We start from the raw sequence: 21,983 nt of genomic DNA on the forward strand, positions 1-21,983 counted from the left end.
CGGACTGGCTTTTTCATCCTAAGAACGCGGGGAAACCCGCTTTCCTTCAAAATACTCTGAAGGAGCAATGCAATGTTTGGCTGGTTTGAATCCCGCCTCAATCCCTATCCGACGGAAGAGCCGACGCTCCCGCCGAAAAGCCTTTTCGGCTTCTGCTGGCATTATTCCAAGCCGGCCGTGCCGTGGCTTCTCATCATGTCCGTCTGCACGATGCTGATTGCCATCGGCGAAGTGGCGCTGTTCCAGTTCCTCGGCAACATGGTCGACTGGCTGTCGAGCGCCAACCGCGAGACTTTCCTTCAGGCCGAGGGCGGCAGGCTCTTCTGGATGGGTGCGCTGGTGCTCATCGGCCTGCCGGGTCTCGTCGCGCTCGACTCGCTGATCATGCACCAGGTGCTGCTCGGCAATTATCCGATGATCGCGCGCTGGCAGATGCACCGCTATCTCTTGCGCCAGAGCATGACCTTCTTTGCCAACGAGTTTGCCGGACGCGTGGCGACGAAGGTGATGCAGACCTCGCTTGCGGTGCGCGAAACGGTGATGAAGATCCTCGACGTCTTCGTCTATGTCGTCAGCTACTTCGTCACCATGCTCGCGGTGGTGGCGACCGCCGACTGGCGGCTGGTGATCCCGCTCGCCATCTGGCTCGCGATCTATATCTGCATCGTCGGCTATTTCGTGCCGCGCCTGCAGAAGATCTCGAAGGAGCAGGCCGATGCGCGCTCGATGATGACCGGCCGGATCGTCGACAGCTATACCAATATCGGCACGGTCAAGCTCTTCTCGCATGCGGGCCGCGAGGAAGGCTATGCGCGGGATGGCATGGACAGCTTCCTCGAAACCGTGCATCGCCAGATGCGCAAGGTGACGCTGTTCCACGTGCTGGTTTACGCCAACAACAGCATTGCGCTCTTCGCCATCAGCGCGCTTGGCATCCATCTGTGGCTGACGAGTGCCATCTCCGTCGGCGCGATTGCGATCGCCGTCGGCCTCGCCATGCGCATCAACGGCATGTCGCAGTGGATCATGTGGGAAGTCTCGGCGCTGTTCGAGAATATCGGCACGGTCTATGACGGCATCGGCATGATGACCAAGGCGCACGACATCGTCGACGAACCGGATGCCAAGGCGCTGAAGGCGGACAAGGGGGCGATCGCCTTCGACAACATCCGCTTCCACTACGGCAAGGCCAAGGGCGTCATCGATCACCTGTCGCTCGACATCAAGCCGGGCGAGAAGATCGGTCTGGTCGGCCGCTCGGGTGCCGGCAAGACGACGCTGATGAACCTGCTGCTGCGCTTTTACGATCTCGAAGAGGGCGCGATCCGGATCGACGACAAGGATATTTCCAGCGTCACCCAGGACAGCCTGCGCGCCCAGATCGGTGTTGTGACGCAGGATACCTCGCTGCTGCACCGTTCCATTCGCGACAACATCGCCTATGGCCATCCGGAAGCGGACGACGAGGCGATCATCGCGGCGGCGAAGAAGGCGAACGCCTGGGAGTTCATCCAGGGCCTCGAGGACAACCAGGGCCGCAAGGGACTGGACGCGCAGGTCGGCGAACGCGGCGTCAAGCTCTCCGGCGGTCAGCGCCAGCGCATCGCGATCGCACGCGTATTCCTCAAGGACGCGCCGATCCTGATCCTCGACGAGGCGACCTCGGCGCTCGATTCGGAAGTCGAAGCGGCGATCCAGGAAAACCTCTTCGCGCTCATGGCCGGCAAGACGGTGATCGCGATCGCCCACCGCCTGTCGACGCTGACGGAGATGGATCGCCTGGTGATTCTCGAAGCGGGCCGGATCGTCGAGACGGGTTCACACGGCGAACTCGTCACCAAGGGCGGCCTCTATGCCGATCTCTGGTCGCGCCAATCCGGCGGCTTCATCGCCGACGACATCGAGAAGGAAGAGGCGGCAGAGTAGGATACCCATCGGCCCATCGTTCGAAAGAGCGGCGGGCTGCGGTCCTGGCCGTTACGTATTTGTAATCAGCAATTGCGTCAAAACCGATTGCTGTTGCCGCCGAACCGCCTATATCGGAACAATGCTCAGCGCCATCGTCAGCCTTTTCGAGAACTGGATCAAGCCCTTCGCGCCGCGCGAGCGCCTGCAGCCGCCCAAATCGCTCTGGGGTTTCGCCTGGTTCTATGCCCGCCAGGCGAAGGGGCCGTTCCTTGCCATGGCGGTGCTCGGCGGTCTCGTCGCCATGCTCGAAGCCGGCCTGTTCTATTTCGTCGGGCGGCTCGTCGACGTTCTCGACACGGTGAAGCCCGAGGCCGGCTGGAGCGGCCTGATCGCCGCCAACGGGCCGGAACTCCTGTTCATGCTGCTGACGGTCATGGTGTTCCGCTTTGTCGCGGTGTCGCTGGCAGCGCTCGTCGAAGAGCAGTCGATCATCACCGGCTTTCTCAACCTGGTGCGCTGGCAGTCCTATGTGCATGTTGCGCGCCAGTCGCTCACCTTCTTCCAGAACGATTTCTCCGGCCGCATCGTCACCAAGGTCTGGGCCGGCGCCCAGGCGACGAGCGATCTCATCGTCTCGCTCCTGCAAGTCGTCTGGTTCATCGTCATCTACACCGCCTCCACCATGGCGCTGGTGGCGCAGCTCGACTGGCGTCTTGCGGCGATGGTCGCCTTCTGGATCGTCGTCTTCCTGTCGCTTGCACGCTACTTCGTTCCGCGCATCCGCAAACATGCCCGTGACACGGCCGAAATGGCATCGATGCTGAATGGCCGCATGGTCGATGCCTATTCCAACATCCAGACGCTGAAGCTCTTCGGTCGCGACGAGGAGAACGATCGCTATATCCGCTCCGGCTTCGACCGGTTCCAGGGAGCGGTCATTCCGTTCACGCGGCTGCTGACGGCGGTGCGCGCGTCGCTGGCGCTGCTTTCCGGCCTGATGATCACGGCCATCGCCGTCTATTCGATCCACCTTTGGCTCGGCGGCGCGATCAGTTCCGGCGCCGTCGCCTTCACGCTGGCGCTGGTGCTCCGGCTCAACATGCTGCTCGGCCGCATGATGACCCAGTTCAATGCGATCATGCGCAACATCGGCACGATCCAGAACTCGGCCGAACTCGTGTCGCAGCCGATCGGTCTCGTCGACCGGCCCGGTGCCGCGGAGCTTGCCGTCAGCCGGCCGGAGATCCGCTTCGAACACGTGCGCTTCCACTACGGCAAGGGTGAGCGCGTCATCGACGATTTTTCGCTGACCGTCCGTCCGGGTGAGAAGGTGGGTATCGTCGGGCGCTCCGGCGCCGGAAAGTCGACCCTGGTCAATCTGCTGCTGCGCTTCTACGACCTCGAGGGCGGGCGGATCCTGATCGATGGGCAGGATATCGCAGCGGTCAAGCAGGAGTCCCTGCGTGCCCAGGTCGGCATGGTCAGCCAGGACACCTCGCTGCTGCACCGCTCGATCCGCGACAACATCCTGTTCGGACGGCCGGATGCGAGCGAGGAGCAACTGATTGCCGCCGCGCGCAAGGCCGAGGCCCACGACTTCATTCTCGGCCTGCAGGACCAGCGCGGCCGCAAGGGGTTCGATGCCCATGTCGGCGAGCGTGGCGTCAAGCTTTCCGGCGGTCAGCGCCAGCGCATCGCCATTGCCCGGGTGATGCTGAAGGACGCGCCGATCCTCGTGCTCGACGAGGCGACGTCGGCGCTCGATTCAGAAGTCGAGGCGGCGATCCAGTCCAACCTCGACCGGTTGATGCAGGGCAAGACCGTGCTCGCGATCGCGCACCGGCTTTCGACGATTGCGGCGCTCGACCGGCTCGTCGTCATGGACAAGGGGCGGATCGTCGAGGAGGGAACCCACGCGGAGCTCGTCGCCCGCGGCGGGCTTTACGCCGGGCTCTGGTCGCGCCAATCGGGCGGATTCCTCGCCCGCGACGAAGCGGCGGAGTAGGGCGCCCCAAGAGCGCTTCGACGCCCACCCGTCCAGCCTGAATTCACCCCAACTGGCGACCGTCAAGTCCTTGTGCCGATTGGCCGCGCTTTTCCCCGCGACAATCTGCCCACATCCCCTTGTCAAGGCTGGACATAATTTGCGATCAAGCATAGAACGCGCCGGATTGACGGGGAATCTGTGTGCCGTGCGCGCGCAGAATTTTTCCGGATTCTGGTGCCGAAGTCGTGTTTGCAGCCGCAAATCGACGGGGGCGACAGCACTATGAATAGGGCGTGGTTCCTTGACCTGGATCAAGTCGCCAGGGGCAGGAATTTCGCCGGGGGCGGATGCGGTTTCCGCAATATTGCGTGAGAGGATGGTTTAGCCGTGAGCGAACACGACACTTCAAGCGAGGCCTTGGGCGAGCCCACTCGCCGCGATTTCCTTTATCTGGCTACCGGTATGGCAGGCGTCGTCGGCGCCGGTGCTGTCGCTTGGCCGTTCATCGACCAGATGCGTCCGGATGCATCGACGCTCGCGCTCGCCTCGATCGAGGTTGACGTTTCGAGCCTGCAGCCCGGCATGTCGCTGACGGCGAAATGGCGCGGCAAGCCGATCTTCATCCGCAACCGTACGGAGAAGGAAGTCGAAGAGGCAAAGGCCGTCAAGCTCGACGAGCTGAAGGACCCGGTTGCGCGCAATGCCAACCTTCCGGCCGAAGCACAGGCAAGCGACGTCGATCGCTCTGCCGGCGAGGGCAAGGAAAACTGGATCGTCATGATCGGTTCCTGCACCCATCTCGGCTGCGTGCCGCTTGGCCAGGCCGGTGACTTCGGTGGCTGGTTCTGTCCCTGCCACGGTTCGCACTACGATACGGCCGGCCGCATCCGCAAGGGTCCGGCGCCGGAGAACCTTCACGTGCCGACCTTCGCGTTCGTTTCCGACACAGTTATCAAGATCGGTTGAGGGGACTACTGATAATGAGTGCTGAACATTCAACCTACACGCCGACGACTGGCATTGAGAAATGGGTTGATTCCCGTCTGCCGTTGCCGCGTCTCGTTCACGATAGCTTCATCAGCTATCCGGTTCCCCGGAACCTGAATTACGCCTACACCTTCGGTGCCATGCTTTCGGTCATGCTGGTCGTGCAGATCCTGACCGGTATCGTGCTGGCGATGCACTACGGCGCCGACACGGGCGTTGCCTTCAACTCCGTCGAAAAGATCATGCGCGACGTCAACCACGGCTGGCTGCTGCGCTACCTGCATGCCAACGGCGCATCCTTCTTCTTCATCGCCGTCTACCTGCACATTGCCCGCGGTCTCTATTACGGCTCCTACAAGGCGCCGCGCGAAATCCTCTGGATCCTCGGCGTGGTCATCTATCTGCTGATGATGGCGACCGGCTTCATGGGCTACGTTCTGCCCTGGGGCCAGATGTCCTTCTGGGGTGCGACCGTCATCACCGGCTTCTTCACCGCGTTTCCGCTGGTGGGTGAGTGGATCCAGCAGTTCCTGCTCGGCGGCTTCGCGGTCGACAACCCGACGCTGAACCGTTTCTTCTCGCTGCACTATCTGCTGCCCTTCATGATCGCCGGCGTCGTCGTCCTGCACATCTGGGCGCTGCACGTCACCGGCCAGACCAACCCGACCGGCGTCGAAGTCAAGTCCAAGACCGACACCGTTCCCTTCACGCCCTATGCGACGCTGAAGGATGCGCTCGGCGTTTCCGTCTTCCTGATCGTCTATGCCTGGTTCGTCTTCTACCAGCCGAACTTCCTCGGCCACCCGGACAACTATATCCCGGCTGACGCCCTGAAGACGCCTGCCCACATCGTTCCGGAATGGTACTACCTGCCATTCTACGCGATGCTGCGCGCCATCACCTTCAACATCGGCCCGATCGACTCCAAGCTCGGCGGCGTTCTGGTGATGTTCGGCTCGATCCTCGTCCTGTTCTTCCTGCCCTGGCTCGACACGTCCAAGGTCCGCTCGGCCGTCTACCGTCCGTGGTACAAGCTGTTCTTCTGGATCTTCGTCGCCAACGCCATCATGCTCGGCTGGCTCGGCTCGCGCCCGGCAGAAGGCCTCTACGTCGTGATGTCGCAGATCGGCACGCTGTACTACTTCGGCTTCTTCCTCGTCATCATGCCGGTTCTCGGCCTGATCGAAACGCCGAAGCGCATTCCGAACTCCATCACCGAAGCGGTCTTGGAAAAGAAGAATGCCAAGGCGCAGCCGGCCGCCGCACGCGCCTGATCAGAACAGCGATTGATAAGGAACCCACAACAATGAAAAAGCTTGTTACAGGCATTCTGTCACTCGCTGTCGTCGCTGGTCTCGGTCTCGGTGCAGCTGTCGCCGAAGAGGCGAAGGGCGGCGAGGAGCATGGCGGCGGTACGCCTCACTATCCGATCCACAAGCCGGAACAGCAGGAATGGAGCTTTGCCGGCCCCTTCGGTCACTATGACAAGGGCCAGCTTCAGCGCGGCCTGAAGGTCTACACCGAAGTCTGTTCGGCTTGCCACTCGATGAACCTGGTGGCCTTCCGTACGCTCGAAGACCTCGGCTACTCGGAAGCGCAGGTGAAGGCGTTTGCGGCGAACTACGAAGTTCAGGACGGCCCGAATGCCGACGGTGAGATGTTCACCCGCAAGGCCCTGCCGTCCGACCACTTCCCGTCGCCCTATCCGAACAAGGAAGCGGCTGCGGCATCGAACAACGGTGCAGCGCCGCCGGACTTCTCGCTGATCGCCAAGGCACGCGGTATCGAGCGCGGCTTCCCGCAGTTCATATTCGACATGTTCTGGCCCTACCAGGAAGGCGGCCCGGACTACATCCACGCGCTGCTGACCGGCTACCAGGATCCGCCGCAGGGCGTCGAAGTCGCGGAAGGCACCCACTACAACCCGTATTTCGCGAACGCTGCCGCTCTGGCGATGGCCCAGCCGATCTCCAACGACCAGGTCACCTACGACGATGGCACGCCGCAGACGGTCGATCAGTACGCCAAGGACGTTGCCTCGTTCCTGATGTGGGCGGCCGAGCCGCACCTCGAAGAGCGCAAGCGCACCGGCTTCATGGTCATGGTGTTCCTGCTGATCTTCACCGGCCTCGTCTACCTCACGAAGAAATCGGTCTACGCCAACAAGGAACATTGACCAGATGCCGGATTAAGCCGGCTCTGATCGAGATCCAGCAAGGGGCCCCGGTTCGTCCGGGGCCCTTTTTCGTTGGGTTGGGCCCGGCGTTCTCTTGACCGGGTGCACCGCGGGCAACAGCGTTGCCGCTGATCCCGAGCCAACTCAGGGGTGATCGCATTTAATTGGCCACGGCTGCAATCTGTACGGACATAGGGTTTGCGTCTGTTCCCGTCTTGGTGAACCAAAGTTCGCCATCGCCAATTATGACGCCTTTCCAGTTGGTAAACAGTGTTTTCGCACTTCTGTTTGGCTTTGAAATTCAGAAGAAAGCTGGAGCGCAGAAGAAAAGTAGACTCGGTCCGGCAGCGGTCTTCCAATGCACCTAACCTATGCTCCTTCCACAAACATTCCCATCAAGGCGTCACGCCATCGGCTATTGGCAGCTTCCGTCGCATTCACTTCGCCGGCAGGACAACGATGTTTGCCATCATGCCATTATCCTCATGCTCCAGGATGTGGCAGTGATAGACAAACTTTCCGGCGATGTTCGGACGCAGGAAGGGGACGATGATTTTCACCTCTCCGGGCTTTCCGTTTCGTTGCTGCGGAATATCAATGACGTCCCGAAGGCCCTTGTAGTCGAGGGCGGCGCCTTCCTGTTCCGTCACGAGGAAATCGGTTTGATGGATGTGGAAGACGTGCCGTTCGCCCGTTACGTTCCTCAACGTCCACTCCTCGACGTCGCCTATTGTCACAGTGGTATCGATGCGGCCCTGGTCGAACATCTTGTTATTAAGGAAGAAGGTCTTTCCGTCGGCCGTTTCTGAAAAGGTGATCGTCCTTCGGTTGGTGATGGGAAGCTTCCTGACTTCCCTGGCGGTTATGTCGCCACTGTCGAGGGCGACCGCCGGCTTCGAAAGATCTGCGCTAGTCGACCCACCATTGACCGGCCCACCTTCGACGATGACCGTTCCTAACTCCACCTGGGGGTTGGGATCTCCCTGCGGACCAGTATCCACTTTCAGCGAGCGCAGTGGATAATGGCCGGCCTTGGCACTCTGTACAAGAACCTCCGCCCGTGCCCCCGGCGAAAGGTACAGGGTCTGTTCCTTGACCGGCAGTTCTGTCGGATTTCCGTCACGACCGAGAACCCAGAACGAGTGGCCGTCGAGCTCAAGGTCGAAATAGGAGTCCGCGCCGAGATTGCCAATTTCCCAGATCTGGAATTCGCCGGGCCTCATTCGAATGGCTGGGTGCTTCTGGCCGTTGATTGTCTTCGTTTTCGGGTCACCATCCTTTGCGCCGGGCAGATCGATGTCACGGAGGATCAGCGTCTGGCGCTGCAGGTCGGCAAATTGCGGATAATGTGTCTCGGTCATGCTCTCAACGACGAGCAGGCCGGAGAGGCCGCTAAGCACCTGATCCTCCACACGCCCGTGGACATGCGGATGATACCAGTGCAGACCCAGCGCATGATCTTCCGGCACGCGCCAGGCATATTCGTAGACGTTGCTGTGATGCCCCACATGTTCATGACCTTTGGGGTGAACTTCGACGAAGATGTCGTCGGCCGGCTCCGTCGGGGGGATGGCCATGCCGTGATAATGAAGATTCGTGGGTTCGGGCTTGCTGATCTCGTTGTCCGCCTTGGCGATTTCGTTGACGAGATGAATCTTGACGAGATCCCCCCGTCTAACCCGTAGCACCGGCGAGAGGTACTTGCCGTTGAACACGTTGGAGCTGAACGAAACGCCCGCTACGTTGATCTTGGCAGGCGCGGCGGTGAGGGCAAGGGTGAGTTCGCCATTGCGACTGTGCACTTCCTCGGGCCTTACAAGCTCCTCGGCCGCCTGCTGAGCGCTGGCAGCGCCTGGTAGTAGCTCGGCGAGACATATGAGTCCGGCCGCAAGTAAGGCATGTCTAGGAACGAAACAACCTTCGGACTGATAGGTCATGCAAAGCTCCTCTTTGATTTGAGAATTGAGGAAGCTGCGTTAAGCCCGAGTTGGGCCACGCTTGCACTCATAATTAGCGATTAAATTTCTGGTAGCAACCGTGTTGGAACGGATCAGGACGGAGAGCGTGCTTGGGATGACAAGGGGATGATGTTGCCGCTGAGAGGCTTGCGTTTTGCATTGGGACTGATGGCGCGCACGGTGGAGAAATCCGCACGCTCTGGTTCATATCCGGAGAGATGGGCGGTAAGGGCAACGTCGTCCTATTGACTTGATCGAGCTCCAAAACAAAGGCTCTGGTCCGTCCGGGCCTTTTGCGTTTGGGGAGCATAGGATCTGTTGGCAGCAGATAAGACTAGCGCCGTTCGCGCATTCAATCCGCGACAGTCCAGTGCGGATTCCAGGCGATCTCCCAAAGGTGGCCGTCGGGGTCGTGGAAGTAGCCAGAATAGCCGCCCCAGAAACGTTCGTGTGGGCGATCGGTAATGATCGCGCCAGCATCTTCGGCCTGTTTCATGACCGCATCGACCTCCTGCCTCGAATTGACGATATGTCCGATTGAGACGGCGCCAAGCCGCGCCTGCGTCGGGGATATCTTTGCGTCTTTGGCAAGCGAAGGCGCGGGAAAGAGCGCCAGTATCAAGTCGTCGCCCATGTGGAAAAAGACCACTGCGCCGTCCTCGAATTCCTGGCCGATAATTCCCTGCGTCGGCAGCCCCATGCCGTCGCGATAGAAGGCCAGTGACCTTTCAAGGTCGTTTACCGCGAGCGTGAGGACTTTCAGCCGTGGTTTCATATCCGCCTCCCGATTTGCTGCAGCGACCTTTGCGCGTCTGACAAGACGCTCGGCGCTGTAGGCGAAGGCGTTGCCACATAGGCCACACCAACCCCTTCCGGGACATTATAGCGGAGGATGGTTGGCTTTTCGCCGGTGGTAGCGCCGGCGGGATCGAGTTCGAGTGCAATTGAAGGGCTTGGCCGTTCCGATCAGTATTGCCGGTCGTGGGCATGCGAAAACGGCCCCGTCAAAAACGGGGCCGTTCGCGAGATTCCTTTGATTTCCGCCGCTTAGCTGAAGCGGCCGGCGGCGTGGGCGAGCATCGTGTAGACCTTGCCGGTATCCGACGTCAGGTAGGTCTGGGTGATGCGCTTGTCCGGGTCGTTGCGGGCAACGTCGGCGAGCAGCTTCTCGAAGTCGGCGATGTAGCGGTCGACGGCGGTGCGGAACTCCGGCTCGCGGTCGTACTTGCGCTTGATCTCGTCAAAGGTCTGCTGGCCCTTCAGCGTGTAGAGGCGACGGGTGAAGACGTCGCGCTCGCCGCGCTGGTAACGGCGCCACAGTTCGACCGAGGCATCGTGATCGATGGCGCGGGCGATGTCGACCGAGAGCGAGTTCAGCGACTCGACGACGTGGCGCGGATTGCGGCTGTCGCCGGTGCGGGCCGCAGGCTGCGCTTCGGCCGGGCGCTGCGGCGCCGGCGAGGGGGCCTCTTCGCGCGATGCCGCACGCAGCAGATCGCGCATCCAGCCACCACCTTCTGCAACCTCGCTGGTCACCGCCTGCGACGGAGCGGGCTGGCGAATGGCCGGCTGCTCGATGCCGAGGCTACCGCGCAGTGCCGGGGCCGGTTCCTGCCGGGCTGGCTGCTGCACGACGGGCTGTTGAGCGACCGGCTGAGGCTGAGCGACCGGCTGCTGCGGCTGCGGCGCAGGCTGCTGCTGCACCGGACGAGAGACCGGAGCGGCGGGCTGCTGGCGCAGCGGCTGAGCCACTTCGAGCTGCGTCGATGACTTGCCGATGATGTCGGACAGTTCCTGCAGCGCCTTGATCTGTTCGCCGACGGCGCGACGCATGACCGCCGCGTTTTCCTTCGCCTCTTCCGGCAGGTCGAAGGCACCGCGCTTCAGTTCTTCGCGGGTCATGTCGAGTTCCTTGCGGATCTCGCCGGCCGAGCGACGGATTTCGTCGGTGGCACCGCTGAAGCGGCCAATCGCCTCGTCGATCGCCACGCGAACCGCGTCGCGCAGTTGGCCTGCCACGCCGTCGGACTTCTTGCCGCTCTCGGCGAGCATGCGCTCAATGTCGGACACCGAGGCCGCGACGCTGCCGCGCAGGCGCGAGGCCACTTCCTTGGAGCGTTCCTCGGCATTGGCGAAGGCGCCTTCGATCGACGCACCGGCATCTTCGCCGATCTTGGCGATCGCCTGGCGCAGGGCTTCCGAAGCGCCGAGCGCACGGCCCTCGACCGAAGAGAGCGTCTTGTTGACGTCGGCAAACGAGGTCTCGACGCCGGAGCGAAGCGTATCGGCGATCTGGCGCGAGCGCTCCTCGGCTCGGCTGAAGACCTGCTCGACCGACGCACCGGCTTCGTCACCTGCCTGGGCGAGCGTGTTGCGCATCGCTTCGGCCGCTTCGGCGGCGCGCTGTTCGGCGCTGGTCAGCAGGCGACCGACATCCGAGAAGGATTGCTGGATACCGCTGCGCAGGTTGCCGGCAACGAGGCCCGAACGCTCTTCTGCGCGCTGGAAGGCGCCATCGACGAAGCCTTCGAGCGCACGCATGGTCCGTTCGATCTCTTCCGAGCGCTGGACGAGGCCCACCGAAAGGGTGCGCAGCGCATCCTGACGTTCCTCGAGCGTGCTGACGAGGTTCGACTGGGCAGCGCCAAGCAGGTCGGAGGCCTGGCTCAGCACCTTCGAGTGATCCTCGAAGCGGCCGACGATGCCGCCGATCTGCGACAGGGTTGAGGCGGACATGTCGGACAGCTTGTCGACCTTGCCTTCGATGAGGCGGGTCGAGGTCGACAGCATGTCGGAGGCCTGACGGGTCGATTCCGACACGCGGGCGATCGTCGATTCCAGACGCTGGTCCATTTCGCCGAGGTTGCTGCTCGCCTGGTCGATGACCGTGGCGATCGCGGCGTTGTTGTTGGCGAGCTGGTCGATCAGGCCCATGGCGGTCGACTGCAGACGGTTCTCGACCATCTTCATCGCCTTTGCCGTTTCTTCGGCCCGGTGCGAGATCGCATTCAGCGTTTCGCCGGTGCGCTCGGCGATGGCGTTGACGAGGGCGGCGTTTTCCGCACGCAGACGATCGGCGCTTTCCTGGGTCACGGCGGCAATGCGCTCGGCGGCCTCGCGGCCGGTCGCGGCATATTGGTCGATGACGGGGCGGGCCTGCTCGTCGATCAGGCGCGACAGCTCCAGCGAACGGCCGGCGAGCATCGAGTTGAGCTCGCGGGTGCGGTCGTCGAGCGTGTTGCGGATCGCTTCGCCACGGGCTTCGAGCGCCTTCTCGGTGTTGGCGAGGCCCTGCTGAATGTTGTCGGCGTGGCTGGCGATCTGGCTGTGCGTGGCCGCGAGCCGTGCCGTTGCAGTATCGGCCGCGTCGGCGATCGAACGGGCAAGATCGGCGTGACGTGCTGCGCTGGCAGCAGCCTTCTGCTCGATCGTATTGGCAAGCTCCGCATGGCGGGCGGCGGTGGCCGCTGCCGTCTGGTCGATCGTGTTGGCAAACTCGGCCTGGCGAGCGGCAAGCGCCGAGGCGAAATCGTCGCCGGCCTTGGAGAGGAGCTCGGCCGAGCGCGCCGCTTCCGCGTCGATCTCCCGAGCGACATCGCTGACGGCGCCGCGAAGCGTGGTCGCGAGGCCTGCAGCCTTGCCTTCGATGCGTGCGGCTTCTGCGTCGAGTTCCTGGGCGACCTCGCCGACCGCGCCGCGAAGCGTGGTTGCAAGGCCTGCAGCCTTGCCTTCAAAGCGCGCGGCTTCTGCGTCGAGTTCCTGGGCAACATCGCCGACCGCGCCACGAAGCGTGGTGACGAGACCGGCGGCCTTGTCCTCGATGCGGACGGCTTCCGCGTCGAACTCCTGGGCCACGTCACCGACGGCGCTGCGCAGGTTGCTGACGAGATCGCTGGTCTTGCCTTCGAGGCGGGCGGCTTCCGCGTCCAGGTTCTGCGTTGCTTCGCTGACCGCACCGCGCAGGCTGCTGACGAGCACGGCGGCCTTGCCCTCGATCGTCCGGTTGACGTTTTCAAGGCCGATGTTGAGGGCACGATCCATGGTGCCGAGGCGCTCGGCAATGTGCTCGGCACCGGCTTCGATGGCGCCGGTGATCCGGCTGGCCGCCATTTGGCTCATGCGATCGATGTCGCCCGCCCGGTCGCCGAGGCTGTTGGCGATCCGCTGGCCGGCGCCATCGACGATCTCGTTGACGCTGCCGACGCTGTCGCGGACGCGTTCCTCGAGCGAGCTGAGGCTGACTTCCAGGCGCAGGCCGGTATCGTCGACCAGGGCGTTGACGTCGTTGACGCTGCCGCGGATGCGATCCTGCAGCGCACCAAGGCTGTTTTCGATGAGGGTGCCGGTGTCGCCGACGACCGAACCGACACTGCTGACGCTGCCACGGATCCGATCTTCCAGCGCATTGAGGCCGCTTTCGACGCGGGCCGCGGCATCGTCGACGACGGAGCCGACATTGGCAACGCTGCCGCGGATGCGGTTTTCAAGCGCGCCGAGATTGCTTTCGATGCGGGCGCCAGTGTCGTCGACGACCGTGCCGACATTGCCGACGGTGTTGCGAATGCGATCTTCGAGCACACCGACGCGGGTTTCGATATGCATGCCCGTTTCGTCGACGATCGAGCCGATGTTGCCGGCGCTTTCGCGCATGCGCTCCTCGAGGGCGCCAAGGCTCGTCTCGATGCGCAGGCCGGTGTCGTCGAGGCGGTCGTTGATGCCGTTGATCGACATGTCGACGCGGTTGGTCAGGCTGTCGGCCGCCAGGCTGATCTGATTGGCGGTTTCGGCCAGGCGCTCGGCAATATTGCCGGTTGTCGAGCGCATGCGGGCTTCGAGCGCTTCACCGCTGCGGTCGATGACGCCGGCAAGCGCGGACTGGCGCTCATCCAGCGACATTTCGAGCATGCTGGCGCTGGTGGCCAGCGTCGTGGCGATTGCGGTCGACTGATCGGCCAGCATGCCTTCGAGCTGGTCGCGGCCCTGGCCGACCGCGAGGTTGATGGCGTCGATGCGGTCGTCCAGCGTGGCGCGGATCTGTTCGTGCGTCGACGACAGGGTATCGCGCAGGTGCTCGGCGCGGCCGCTCAGCGTCTGCTCGATTTCGGCTGCCTTGCCGGCGAGCGAAGCGGTCGCTTCGGTCGTGCGTGCCGTCAGGGCATCGGCGATCTGCGCACTGGTCTCGGTCAGCGTGTCGGAGATCTTGCCGACACGGCCGCTGAGGTCCTCGGCGATGCGGGCGCTCGTCTGGGTGAGGGTGTCGGAGATCTGGCTGACGCGGCCGCCGAGGTTTTCGGCGATCGTGTTGACGCTCTCGGAGAGCTTCTGCTCGATATCGCCGACGCGGTCGGTCATGGTTTCGGCAACGGCGGTCGCGCGGAACGTCAGGCTGTCGGCCACGTCTTCGGCGTGGCGGCTCAGCGTGTTGGCCATTTCATTGGCGCGCGACGACATCGTCGAGGTGATGGCGGCGGCACGTTCGGCAAGAACGCCATCGAGGGCCGAGGTCTGGCTCGTGAGCGCTTCGGAGATCGCCTCGCCACGTTCGGACAGGACGCGCTCCAGCCGATCGGCCGTGCCGCTGACGGCGTTGTCGATCGAGTCGGCGCCCATGGACAGGATAGTCGAAAGGGCGAGCGTGCGCTCGGACAGCGTGTTGTCCAGGCGGTGCTGGCTGGCAGCGATCGCGCTGGTGATCTCGTCGGTCGAGCCGCTGAGCGTCTGTTCGATGCGGGCATGAGCGGCATGCAGGCCGTCAACGAAGGCGGCGGTGCGGGTGTCCAGCCCCTCGGTCAGGCGCTGTTCGCTGCTGGTGAGCGCGCTGGCAAGCGCGTCGGCGCGCTGGCCGAAGCCGTTTTCGATGCGCTCCTGCGCCTGGGAGAGGGCGCCCATGAGGCCGCTGGTCTTCTCGGAGAGAACGGCATCGATGCGGCTGTGGGCATCGCCGACCAGATTGCTGAGTTCCGAGGTGCGGCTGGCGATCGTCTCCTCGATGAAGTCCTGGGTCGCGCCAAGCGTGGTCGCCAGCGTCAGCGACTGATCGGAGAGGGCAGAGCCGATCTTCTCGATGCTGCTGTCGAGCGCGCCGCCGATCGCTTCCGAGCCGCCGGAGACGGTCTCGTTGATGCGGTGCAGGCTCTCCATGAGTTTGGTGTCGAGCATGCTGGCGCGCTTGTCGAAGGCGGAAGCAAACTCGTGGAAGCGCTCGTCGAAGGCGGTCGCGAGCTGGCCGACGGTGGTCTGCAGCTTCTCTTCGAAGAAGCCGCCGCGCAGGTCCAGATCCATGATCGCATCGTCGGCGCTGGAGCGCAGGCTCTGGCGGAAGCTTGCGCCTTTTTCGTCGAGCGTGGCGTTCAGTGACGCGAGGACGTCATCGAGACCGCCGGTGATCGCCTGCTGGCCGACGCTGAGGCTTTCATTGAGGTCACGGGTGCGGGCGATCAGCGTCTCGTTGAGTTGGCGCGCACGGTCGTTGAGCGCCGCGTTCAGCCGTTCGGTGCTGGCGTCGAGCGAGGAGGCGCGTGTCTCGAACTGGCTGAGCAGGTCTTCGCCGCGCTTGGTCAGCGTCTCGCTCAACTGGTCAAGCCGGGTATCGAATTCGGTGCTGAGACCAAGGCCGGCCGCCGTCAGGCCGGAAAGCAGCGCATCGGTGCGGGACGACAGCATGGTGCCGATCGACTGCAGGGCGCTGTCGGATTTTTCGCTGAGGGCTGCGGCGCGCGTGTCGATCAGCGAGGCGAAGGCTTCGCCCGAAATGGCAATGCGCGAGGCGATGTCGTCGCTCGCCTGTTCCAGGTCGTCCTTCAGCTTGCTGTGGGCGCCCGATATCGCCGAGCGGATACGCTCCGAGTGACCGATGATCGCTTCGCGCTCGAGGCCGAGTTCCTGGACCAGCGTGCGGACGCGCAGTTCGTTTTCGCTGTAGCTGCGCTCGAGCGCGTTGACTTCCGAATGCACCAGCGTTTCGAGCTCGGTGGCGCGCGCGATGGTGCGCTCGATCCCCTCGTTCATGGCCGACACTTCGCGGCGAACGGCCTGGCCGACGGTCATCACGCGATCGGCTGCAGCCGTTTCGGGCTCGGCGAGGCGCAGCGCGACCTCGGCCATGGACCGGGCGGCGTTGCGCAGTTCCTGCGCACGGGCGATCATGATGGCGAAGGAGAAGAAGAGCATGACCGGCAGCAGGATGCCGATCGCGACGCCAATGGCGCCCGGCGTCGCGGCGAGATCGCTCAGCGAGCGGATCTGCCAGATTTGCGGCCCATAGAGCAGGTTGGCAATGCCGAGGCCGGCGATGGCCCAGATGACCGACACCAGCGCGGCAACCCGGATCGCGGCGCGATTGGAGCGCACGTCAAGCGCGCGCAGCATCGCAGCCGGAGAGCGACGACCGTCGTCGTTGGCAGCGGAAAGGGCGGGGGATTTCGGCGCAGGTTCCGGGGCGAGCGTTTTGGCCGCTTCGGCAGCACGCGCGGCGCGGGATGGCTCCGGATGAGACTTTGCTCTTTTGTTCTGATCGGGCGCATGCGCCTGATTGCCGGGCTGAGACACATTTTCCTCCGGATCATCCAAGGAAGTCTTGTCGTTCGGGCTCGAGTTAAGCTCGTCGAAATCGATCTTCAGGGCAGCTTCCAAAGCCTGGAAGGCCTTTTCGTCGATTGACTCATTGCTCTTTTTCGTCGCCATAGGGATACGCCTCATTACCTTTTGCCAGCGACAACACTGCCAGCGCTCGCGCACAACGGGCGGCCGGATTTCTTCCTCGCGGGCTGTGACGGCAAGATACGCGCATCGGATCTACGCAATACCCTACTGATCACACACTGCATTGCCTCGACGGATAGTCACATTTGTGGCCGAAAGGGACCACGCGTTGAGCTTATCCACCGGAACGGTTGCCATTTTCGCACGTAGGCAAGTTCCTAAGCGTATCGTAGTGACACATTAGCTGGGTTCTTACAATTAAGAGCGCTCGGGCTTAGTTAAAATCCTAATGAAATCTTAATGCGATAACGGTGCCAAAGCCAGAAAATATAAGGAAATCAGCCGGCTTAATGGCCATTAACCATTTTCCCAGATTCCTGCCCATATTGCGCCCCGATTTAAGCTGATAGCAGCCCGCACCCGCAAAGGATGAGTATCTGAGTTTGCGCGTGTAGGTGCCCGCGACATGGCGGCACCGAAAACAAGACCAACATACAATAAACAATAGGGAATTTGGCTCATGGCGGCCCTCAGGATTGCCTTTGAAGCTCCGGACACCCCGGGAAACTCTGCCGCTGCCGGCAGGCAGCCGATCGACTTCGCCCATCTTGCGGCACAGACGATGGGTGACAAGGCGCTCGAAATCGAAGTGCTGCAGCTTTTTGCGCGCCAGGCGCGCCAGGTCATGAAAGAGATTGTGGAGGGCGAGAGCACGCTTCGCGCTCAGGCCGCCCATCGGCTGAAGGGTGCGGCGCTTGCAGTTGGCGCCGTCGACGTCGCCAGCATTGCCGGCGCGATCGAGCAAAACCCGGCAGACACATCGCTTTCCGACGCGCTTTCGGCCGCCGTGCTCGAGGCCGAGCTCTTCATATTGAAGCTTTGCCGCTAATCCAGTGGCCCAATGGGGCGAGCGGAAGCGGAGAACGCATCCCAACCGCCACCCCATTTCAAGATTGCGGCCTCGCGCCTTTGGCGCGCGAGGCGCGGACTGACGGCCGTTGTTGACTGACCGGCGGATTTGTTGGAAGAACTTTCACTGAATTTGCGCCCGAGCGGCGTGCGTCCTGAAGAGGCTTTGCGCCTTGCCAGTCCCAGCAGTTCATTCCGGAAAGAGACATGACAAAACTTACGATCGTTGCCTTTGACGGCGCGCGCCATGAACTTGATGTCGAAAACGGCTCGACGGTCATGGAGAACGCCGTTCGCAATTCGGTTCCCGGCATCGAAGCCGAATGCGGCGGAGCCTGCGCCTGCGCGACCTGTCATGTCTATGTCGACGACGCCTGGGCGGCTGCCGTCGGCGCTCCGGAAGCCATGGAGGAAGACATGCTGGATTTTGCCTATGACGTGCGGCCGACGTCGCGGCTTTCCTGTCAGATCAAGATGAACGATGCACTCGACGGTCTCGTCGTGCATGTGCCGGAGCGCCAGGCCTAAAACGCGCCGCGATCTTTCGGGTTTGCGCCTTGCGTTATTGATGCTTCGCATGTCGTCGTCGCAAGACGGCTGCGTACTCGTACGCGACATGCGCTTCATACCGCCCAGCGCCGCCTTTCCAATTCATGATTGATGCGCAAAAAAAGCGCCTCGCCGGTCGTTGGACAAGCGAGGCGAGGAGGGCGCATCGCTAACAGATGAGGGAGGGGACATCTGCAGCACCAAGACACGCCAGGAGAACCCATTTTGGCCCCGCTGTTCGGTTTTCTTCTTTTTAATATTGAACAACGTCGCCTAAACTAAAGTAACGGCAACAATTAAGCTCTTCGCACAACTACTGCGCCGCGCTTAACCCGATCGTTCGGCGGAGGCTAGTCTTTAGCCTGGCCCCTCGCTCCATGGTTTCAATATAGATGAGTCGGCGGCCGGCAGCCATCGTTATATTTCACCAATAAAATACTGTGGGTATTTCCACTGAAATCACGTCGGGCCCGACTATAGTCAGGCTCTTCTTCAGGGGCGGGGCGCGGCTACCTATTGTTGCGTTTTCTTCAGCGCTTCGAGCCGATATTGCAGTAGCCGGATCATGCGCTTGTCGAAATTCGCAGCTTCGGTGCGATCGAAGCGCGCCTGATCCTTGTCGTGCGCTTCGATTGCCGTGACACTGACACGCGCGACGGTCGCCTGCATGCGTTCGCAATCCGCTTCCGGCTTCAGGGCCAGGAACGCCTTCTCCATGCGGCGGGCGTGGTTGCGCGCGATTTCCGCGTGCCGCTCCTCATGGCGCTTGATGTCGCTCGAAAGCGTATCCCAAACCAGAGCCAGATCCCGGCCGGCCTGGCGTCGATATTTCCAGCGCGGCAGGATGATGCGAGTGCTGAGCGTCACCCGTGCCGAGCCGACTGCACAACGGCCGCCGCGACTGACGTAAGTGATGGAGCCTCCGAACTTGATACGGGTGGCGCCCGGATGACGCGCGCCGGTGGCTTTCATCATCGGGCCACTGGCCGAGAGCGCCTTGTCGAGTTCCTCCGCAGTGCGCCCACCGATCGAGAAATAGGAAAAGCTCTTGTTGATCACGGTTTCGCCCGACGCAGCGCTGAGGGGAGCGGCGACCAAGAGAGCGAGGAGGGCGGCTTTGAGCGGGACGCGTACTCGGGACATCAATGCGTGGTTCTCTTCAGTTGAACTTCGATCAAGCTTGAGGCATAGCCACGACCGGCGCAACAGCAAATCGAGGGCTCTCGGCCGAGGACGGATCGTGAGGGAAAATGACTTACAATCCATTTCAGAAATTTAGCTGGAAGCTGGCGCATGGGCGCAGCCTCGAACTCGGGCCGCGTGGCGTTTTGATGGCGATCGTCAATGTTACCCCGGATTCTTTCTCCGATGGCGGACGTTTCATCGATGCTGTTGCAGCGGTGGCGCAGGGCGTGCGCTGCCTGCAGGAGGGCGCATTGATCCTCGATATCGGCGGTGAATCGACGCGGCCGGACGCGGCGGCGGTCAGCGCTGAGGAGGAGCAGGGACGTATCCTGCCGGTGATCTCGGCGCTGAGCCGCGATACCGATGCGCTGATCTCGGTCGATACCTACCGGGCCTCGACGGCGCGGCTGGCGGTCGAAGCCGGCGCGCACATCGTCAACGACGTGCACGGTCTTCAGCGCGAGCCGGATATCGCTGCCGTTGCCGCGGATACCGGCGCGGGGCTCTGCATCATGCATACCGGGCGCGACAGGCAGAAGCTCGCCGACGTGATCGACGATCAGTTCCACTTCCTCGATCGATCGCTGGAGATCGCGGCTGAAGCCGGCGTGAAGGGCGAGCAGATCGTGCTGGACCCGGGATTCGGCTTTGCCAAGGATACGGACGAGAACCTCGAACTGATGGCGCGATTTGCCGAATTGCACCGTTTCGGACGTCCGTTCCTGGTCGGAACGTCCCGCAAGCGCTTCATTGGAGCGGTGAGCGGACGTGAGGCGGCCGACCGGGATGTGGCAACGGCGGCGACTACGGCGCTGCTGCGGGCTGCGGGCGCCTCGATTTTCCGTGTACATGATGTCGCAAACAGCAGGGATGCGCTGGCCATGACCGATGCTATGCTGATGGCCAGAGCGGGATGAGGACAAGCGCATGCGGCCCTTCGCCCGCATCCGCGTGCAAATTACCAGAATAGATTACGTCACGATTTTAGGTCGGCTCGACCCAAAACCAGCGTGATCCCAGAATAGCCGATGGGACGGAGAAGCATGAGCCCGACTTACACGATCACTCTCAAGAACTGTGCCTTCTTCGCGCGCCACGGCGTCTTCGACGAAGAGGAGCTCCTCGGGCAGCGCTTCTTCGTGGACGCCGAGCTCGAAGTCGAGCAGGGAACGGCGCTCGTCGATGATTCGATCGAAGACACCGTCCACTATGGCATCGCCTTCCAGGAGATCGAGCGCATCGTCACGGGGCGCCGCCGCTACCTGATCGAGGCGCTGGCGCTGGAAGTCGCAAAGACGCTCTGCGTACGCTTCCCGCAGATCAAGCGCGCCAAGGTTTCGATCCGCAAGCCGAACGCGCCCGTACCCGGCGTGCTCGACTATGTCGAAGTGACGGTCGAACATGTCGTCTGAGCCCGAGTGGCGGGTCGCCACACTCGGGCTTGGCGGCAACCTTGGGGATCCGCGCAAGGCCATGGCAGCGGCGCTTCAGGCGCTCGATCAGCGCGCCGACTGCGTCGTCAAGGCCGTCTCGCGGCTCTACCGCACGCCGCCATGGGGCAAGACCGACCAGGCGTGGTTCTTCAACGCCTGCGCCGCGGTCGGCACGACTTTGGAGCCTGAGGCTTTGCTCGACACCTGTCTCGACATCGAGCGTTCGATGAAGCGGGTGCGTGACGAGCGCTGGGGACCGCGCACGCTGGATATCGACGTGCTGACCTATGAAGGTGTGGCTCAGGCGGAGACACGACTGGAACTGCCGCATCCCAGGATGACGGACCGAGGCTTTGTGCTGAAGCCGCTCGCCGATATCGCCGCCGACATGCCGGTTCGCGGACGCACGGTTAGCGACTGGCTGCGTGGGGCGGATGTGACCGGCATCGAGGTCGCCGATGGCGACATGACCTGGTGGCGTGCCAAGTCCTGATCAATTCCGTTCAGCCGAGGAGCTTTCCCGAAACAGCAAAGCCCCGGCGAAGACGACCGGGGCTTTGTCGCTTGGCTGTGTCCGGAACTACTTGATCGAGCCGACAGCGATCGTGTCGACCTGGCGATTGAGGCTGACGCCGATAACCGGGACCATCGTCTCCTCGACCTTGACGGAGATGGTGATGTTCATCGTCTGGTCGTCCTGAAGGCGGGCGATCATGGCGCCGTTCAGCTTCTTGCGGTTGATGCCGACGACGACCTTGTCCTTGGCGACGTTGCCGGAAACGATATCGAGACCCTTGCCCTCGGCGCCGTCGAGAAACTTGCCCGTATAACTGTTGCCCTTGCTGGTGATCAGCGCCGACATCGGCTGCTTGAACACGCCGACGCGGCAGAAACCGTCGAGCTTGATGCCGGTATCGTCACCGGCGACCGGTTCGCCCGAGAGGTCGCAGGTGAACTTGGTGCCCTTGTATTTGCCGGCGACGATCTCGCCCGGGCCTTTCCACTGGCCGGCGACCTTCTCGAAGAAGGCCTTGTCCTTGACGCCGGAAAAGGCTGGCGTCGCAACGCCGACGGCGGCTGCAAGCGCGATGGCGGCAGTGCCGCGGGCGATCAAAGAAGGGCGCGAGAACATAAACGATCCTTGATGGGTCAACGTCCGAAACTGAAAGCCACATTTGCGCGGAAATGGT

General features: G+C 62.6%; 15 protein-coding genes. 10 read left to right on the top strand and 5 right to left on the bottom strand.

Annotation, left to right across the window (positions count from 1 at the left end):
- The first annotated feature begins 72 nt into the window (after positions 1-72).
- The 5 genes from AC0C6X_RS12100 to AC0C6X_RS12120 all read left to right on the top strand — a co-directional run bounded on the left by AC0C6X_RS12100 (position 73) and on the right by AC0C6X_RS12120 (position 7,058).
- A complete protein-coding gene (locus tag AC0C6X_RS12100) occupies positions 73-1,926 on the top strand; it encodes an ABC transporter ATP-binding protein (RefSeq protein ID WP_472953325.1) in 1,854 nt (617 codons plus the stop codon).
- Between the two features lie 121 nt (positions 1,927-2,047).
- Positions 2,048-3,913, top strand: coding sequence for an ABC transporter ATP-binding protein (locus AC0C6X_RS12105; RefSeq protein ID WP_173516658.1), 1,866 nt, complete (start codon positions 2,048-2,050; stop codon positions 3,911-3,913).
- A 369-nt stretch (positions 3,914-4,282) separates the two neighbouring features.
- Positions 4,283-4,861 (top strand): ubiquinol-cytochrome c reductase iron-sulfur subunit, encoded by a 579-nt coding sequence (gene petA, locus AC0C6X_RS12110; protein ID WP_173516657.1) that lies wholly within the window; start codon positions 4,283-4,285, stop codon positions 4,859-4,861.
- Between the two features lie 14 nt (positions 4,862-4,875).
- The gene (locus tag AC0C6X_RS12115) at positions 4,876-6,156 is read left to right on the top strand and encodes a cytochrome b (RefSeq protein WP_247958913.1); all 1,281 of its coding nucleotides are present in this window, start codon (positions 4,876-4,878) and stop codon (positions 6,154-6,156) included.
- A 32-nt stretch (positions 6,157-6,188) separates the two neighbouring features.
- Positions 6,189-7,058, top strand: coding sequence for a cytochrome c1 (locus AC0C6X_RS12120; protein ID WP_173516655.1), 870 nt, complete (start codon positions 6,189-6,191; stop codon positions 7,056-7,058).
- Positions 7,059-7,495: 437 nt separating this feature from the next.
- Here the strand turns inward: AC0C6X_RS12120 and AC0C6X_RS12125 are convergent, their stop codons facing one another.
- The 3 genes from AC0C6X_RS12125 to AC0C6X_RS12135 form a co-directional block, all read right to left on the bottom strand.
- A complete protein-coding gene (locus AC0C6X_RS12125) occupies positions 7,496-8,995 on the bottom strand; it encodes a multicopper oxidase family protein (protein ID WP_173516654.1) in 1,500 nt (499 codons plus the stop codon).
- Between the two features lie 373 nt (positions 8,996-9,368).
- Positions 9,369-9,791: a VOC family protein gene (locus tag AC0C6X_RS12130; protein WP_173516653.1), complete on the bottom strand. Its 423-nt coding sequence runs from the start codon at positions 9,789-9,791 to the stop codon at positions 9,369-9,371.
- Between the two features lie 272 nt (positions 9,792-10,063).
- Positions 10,064-16,699 (bottom strand): apolipoprotein A-IV repeat region-like domain-containing protein, encoded by a 6,636-nt coding sequence (locus AC0C6X_RS12135; protein ID WP_472953332.1) that lies wholly within the window; start codon positions 16,697-16,699, stop codon positions 10,064-10,066.
- A gap of 538 nt (positions 16,700-17,237) precedes the next feature.
- Between AC0C6X_RS12135 and AC0C6X_RS12140 the strand changes: the two genes are divergently transcribed.
- Complete coding sequence (locus AC0C6X_RS12140) at positions 17,238-17,606, top strand: Hpt domain-containing protein (protein WP_472953334.1); 369 nt, start codon at positions 17,238-17,240, stop codon at positions 17,604-17,606.
- A 227-nt stretch (positions 17,607-17,833) separates the two neighbouring features.
- Positions 17,834-18,154, top strand: a complete 321-nt coding sequence (locus AC0C6X_RS12145) for a 2Fe-2S iron-sulfur cluster-binding protein (protein ID WP_173516650.1) — start codon at positions 17,834-17,836, stop codon at positions 18,152-18,154.
- Positions 18,155-18,688: 534 nt separating this feature from the next.
- On the opposite strand, the gene AC0C6X_RS12150 is transcribed toward AC0C6X_RS12145, so the two are convergent.
- On the bottom strand, positions 18,689-19,318 hold the full coding sequence (locus tag AC0C6X_RS12150) for a DUF922 domain-containing Zn-dependent protease (RefSeq protein WP_173516649.1): 630 nt from the start codon (positions 19,316-19,318) through the stop codon (positions 18,689-18,691).
- A gap of 107 nt (positions 19,319-19,425) precedes the next feature.
- On the opposite strand from AC0C6X_RS12150, the gene folP reads away from it, so the two are divergent.
- The 3 genes from folP to folK all read left to right on the top strand — a co-directional run bounded on the left by folP (position 19,426) and on the right by folK (position 21,286).
- Complete coding sequence (gene folP / locus AC0C6X_RS12155; RefSeq protein ID WP_247958918.1) at positions 19,426-20,277, top strand: dihydropteroate synthase; 852 nt, start codon at positions 19,426-19,428, stop codon at positions 20,275-20,277.
- Positions 20,278-20,403: 126 nt separating this feature from the next.
- Positions 20,404-20,772, top strand: coding sequence for a dihydroneopterin aldolase (gene folB, locus AC0C6X_RS12160; RefSeq protein ID WP_057248908.1), 369 nt, complete (start codon positions 20,404-20,406; stop codon positions 20,770-20,772).
- Positions 20,762-21,286, top strand: coding sequence for a 2-amino-4-hydroxy-6-hydroxymethyldihydropteridine diphosphokinase (folK, locus tag AC0C6X_RS12165; RefSeq protein WP_173516647.1), 525 nt, complete (start codon positions 20,762-20,764; stop codon positions 21,284-21,286). The genes folB and folK overlap by 11 nt, the downstream gene beginning before the upstream one ends.
- Before the next feature lie 87 nt (positions 21,287-21,373).
- Here the strand turns inward: folK and AC0C6X_RS12170 are convergent, their stop codons facing one another.
- Positions 21,374-21,925: a hypothetical protein gene (locus AC0C6X_RS12170; RefSeq protein ID WP_247958919.1), complete on the bottom strand. Its 552-nt coding sequence runs from the start codon at positions 21,923-21,925 to the stop codon at positions 21,374-21,376.
- Positions 21,926-21,983: the final 58 nt, after the last annotated feature.

This window comes from Ensifer sp. VA4 (assembly GCF_055710065.1).

Coding starts and splice junctions, on each gene's coding strand:
- AC0C6X_RS12100 (WP_472953325.1), top strand. CDS start 73: ATGTTTGGCTGGTTTGAATCCCGCCTCAATCCCTATCCGACGGAAGAG.
- AC0C6X_RS12150 (WP_173516649.1), bottom strand. CDS start 19,318: ATGTCCCGAGTACGCGTCCCGCTCAAAGCCGCCCTCCTCGCTCTCTTG.
- AC0C6X_RS12145 (WP_173516650.1), top strand. CDS start 17,834: ATGACAAAACTTACGATCGTTGCCTTTGACGGCGCGCGCCATGAACTT.
- folB (WP_057248908.1), top strand. CDS start 20,404: ATGAGCCCGACTTACACGATCACTCTCAAGAACTGTGCCTTCTTCGCG.
- AC0C6X_RS12120 (WP_173516655.1), top strand. CDS start 6,189: ATGAAAAAGCTTGTTACAGGCATTCTGTCACTCGCTGTCGTCGCTGGT.
- AC0C6X_RS12135 (WP_472953332.1), bottom strand. CDS start 16,699: ATGGCGACGAAAAAGAGCAATGAGTCAATCGACGAAAAGGCCTTCCAG.
- AC0C6X_RS12105 (WP_173516658.1), top strand. CDS start 2,048: ATGCTCAGCGCCATCGTCAGCCTTTTCGAGAACTGGATCAAGCCCTTC.
- folK (WP_173516647.1), top strand. CDS start 20,762: ATGTCGTCTGAGCCCGAGTGGCGGGTCGCCACACTCGGGCTTGGCGGC.
- AC0C6X_RS12140 (WP_472953334.1), top strand. CDS start 17,238: ATGGCGGCCCTCAGGATTGCCTTTGAAGCTCCGGACACCCCGGGAAAC.
- AC0C6X_RS12115 (WP_247958913.1), top strand. CDS start 4,876: ATGAGTGCTGAACATTCAACCTACACGCCGACGACTGGCATTGAGAAA.
- AC0C6X_RS12125 (WP_173516654.1), bottom strand. CDS start 8,995: ATGACCTATCAGTCCGAAGGTTGTTTCGTTCCTAGACATGCCTTACTT.
- AC0C6X_RS12130 (WP_173516653.1), bottom strand. CDS start 9,791: ATGAAACCACGGCTGAAAGTCCTCACGCTCGCGGTAAACGACCTTGAA.
- folP (WP_247958918.1), top strand. CDS start 19,426: ATGACTTACAATCCATTTCAGAAATTTAGCTGGAAGCTGGCGCATGGG.
- AC0C6X_RS12170 (WP_247958919.1), bottom strand. CDS start 21,925: ATGTTCTCGCGCCCTTCTTTGATCGCCCGCGGCACTGCCGCCATCGCG.